A 2,456-nucleotide genomic window follows, 5' to 3' on the forward strand; every position below is an offset into this window, starting at 1 on the left:
GTTTCATAGGTCATAAGGGTACCTTTGCAGGATGTAAGGGTTGTTTTTTAGTTTAGCAGTGGAAGAAGGGAGAAGGGCGGATCAGAATATTTATGTTAAGTTCTATACTTCACTGTAGGAAGATGGCGACCAATATAGCCAATAATCACTATTCCTGGTTGTTCTGCTAAAAAATGGATTCGCCAGTTGCAGAACCTCAATTTAACGTGTCGTTCAAATAAGCGATCTTTACCATCAGGACAACGAAAAGTTCTTTCTTTAAAATATTTATCAAGCGTTGGTTTACTTTCCCCCGATTCTTCAACAGGATACCCGTCGAGATTGAAATAGCCATTATTCCAGTCTTTACAGCATTTGTGAAGCTCAAATAATATGCTTACAACAGGCTGTAATTCCAACTGTCCAGTACGGATATCTTCTAACTGCTTTCTCACAACATCGCAGAATTCTAGGTTAGGAAATAATTCCTCTCTGCGATTCCAAACTTCTAACCCATCGCTAACATTTTGATAAATGCGCTCTTGGTGTTGTTGAATCAGACTAGCGTGTTCTTGTACATGGCTGCTACGGCTAGCATGGATGATTTCTACAATTTCGCTGATTATCTCTCCATACTCATCCAAGCATCGAAATTCAAGTTTTACATGGTTACAATCCCAGCATTCCTGAGAGAGCAAGCTGATTGCAATCGTATTAATTGTGATCGTATTAAGTACATAAGCAATACCAAGCCCAATAGCCATTTCTCCTTGATGAAAAAATTCAGATAAGCTAGTATTATTTTCAATATCTTGGATCTCTGAATTTGCAATATCAGTTGAAAAAGGTGCTTTAGTTACAAGAGTTTTGATAAAAAGTCGTTCAACTTGATCCGCGTCATTATCATTAAGCCAGCGGCGAAGAGGATAGTTAGGTGCAAGTATTGTTGTATGAAAATTCTCTTTTGTGCGAAGACTTACCTTTACTTGTTGAGCTTTGACTGCTTGTATTGTCTTAATTAACTCCGACATTCTTTGCTGTGCCACTTGTTCATTTAGAGCCGGATTTCGCAGAGATAACTCATTTAATATTAAGTCAAAATCCACCTTTTACTCTCCCGCAGGCTCAAGTAAAACATCTAAACTTTTTTCCCATTCATCGAAAAAACCATCAGGCCATTTATCAATTCTGCCATTCCGATCAATATGTGGAGATACTACTTCAGTAACAGTTTGCCCTTCTTTTTCTTTTCGCTGAAAATAATGTAACTGAACATCATAGGGCTTAATTTTTCCCCCATGAACAGCAAGACGAATACCATTTAAAACATGATCACTATGAGTTTCTATTACTATTTGAATTCCACAACTAGCTGCAAGCGATAATAATTCACCCATCTTGACTTGCCCTTTAGGATGTAAATGTGCCTCTGGATTTTCAATTATAATTAGTGTACCCGGAGAAGATGATAAAACTGCTACGATAATCGGTAATGTGTAGCTAATTCCAAATCCGACATTAGTAGTACGATAGGGGTTACTATCCCCATAAAAATATTGTAAACTCATCAAACCGATATCTGAATTTGAGTTAATTTTAATCCTTGTACCAGGACTAACTTCTCTCATCCATCCTTCAACCTGGCTACTAAGAGTGTTAGATTTTGCCATCGGATGTCTTAGTTTAGTTTGAAGAACATCTTTATCTTGATTAATTGCTAAAAAATGTGCAGTATATTCACCCTTACTACCTAACTGTCCTAGTCGCCTTGCTTGATAATCTGACATCTCATAAGATGTTCGTGGCCCGAGACGTTCAGCCTGTAGATAGTGAAATCTTCTATTGAAAGGACTTAATTTATAGACATTCTCAATTGGTAATTTAGAATCTAAATTATTTAAAACATCTGCACCTGTCTTAATTGGATCATAGCTAAAACGCCAAATCCCTTTTTTTCCCTCATTCCAAGTAATTTCAAAACCTAGATAATCCTCTTTAGCTCTTTCACAAAATGTATCTTGAGCAGTACCAATGCGTACTAATTCACCATTCAATGCTAACCCGATATTTGGCAATAATTCTTGTTGATAAGATTGGCGAAGCAAAAGTAGCGATTGTAGTATGGAAGATTTTCCCGTACTATTTAAACCAGAAAGTAAAGTTAGTGGCTTAAATTCAATTAACTGATTTTCAAAAGCTTTATAATTGGTAACTTTTAGAGAATTAATCATAATAATACTTCTTGGACGATTTTCTCAACTGTTTCAAATCTATGCTCTATTTTATTTGCTGCTTGAGATATTGATACTAAAAATTCTGTATCGTTATCTACATATTTAATGAAAGTATCTATTAATTGTTTTTTCCTCTCTTTTAATATTTCAATATTTTGAATATCGAGCCTTGCAAGATTTACAGACCAGACTTCAAACAAAGATTTATTAATAGGGAATTTTCTTTTATTTTTGTTAGAAATT

At 35.2% G+C, this 2,456-nt stretch carries 2 protein-coding genes and 1 pseudogene; all 3 read right to left on the minus strand.

Annotated elements, in window-relative coordinates; genetic code table 11:
* Positions 1–95 precede the first annotated feature (95 nt).
* Entirely contained in the window at positions 96–1,085 is a 990-nt protein-coding gene (locus RRG12_RS43015; protein ID WP_420757968.1) for a hypothetical protein, read from the minus strand.
* A gap of 3 nt (positions 1,086–1,088) precedes the next feature.
* Positions 1,089–2,210, minus strand: a complete 1,122-nt coding sequence (locus tag RRG12_RS43020) for an AAA family ATPase (protein ID WP_420757969.1) — start codon at positions 2,208–2,210, stop codon at positions 1,089–1,091.
* Positions 2,207–2,456 (minus strand): annotated as a pseudogene (locus tag RRG12_RS43025) (DUF262 domain-containing protein); the annotation flags it as partial. The pseudogene RRG12_RS43025 and the gene RRG12_RS43020, both read right to left, overlap by 4 nt.

This window comes from Nostoc sp. CALU 546 (assembly GCF_048836525.1).

Bases quoted from the DNA above. Each gene is read 5' to 3' on its own strand.
- RRG12_RS43020 (WP_420757969.1), bottom strand. From the start codon at position 2,210: ATGATTAATTCTCTAAAAGTTACCAATTATAAAGCTTTTGAAAATCAG.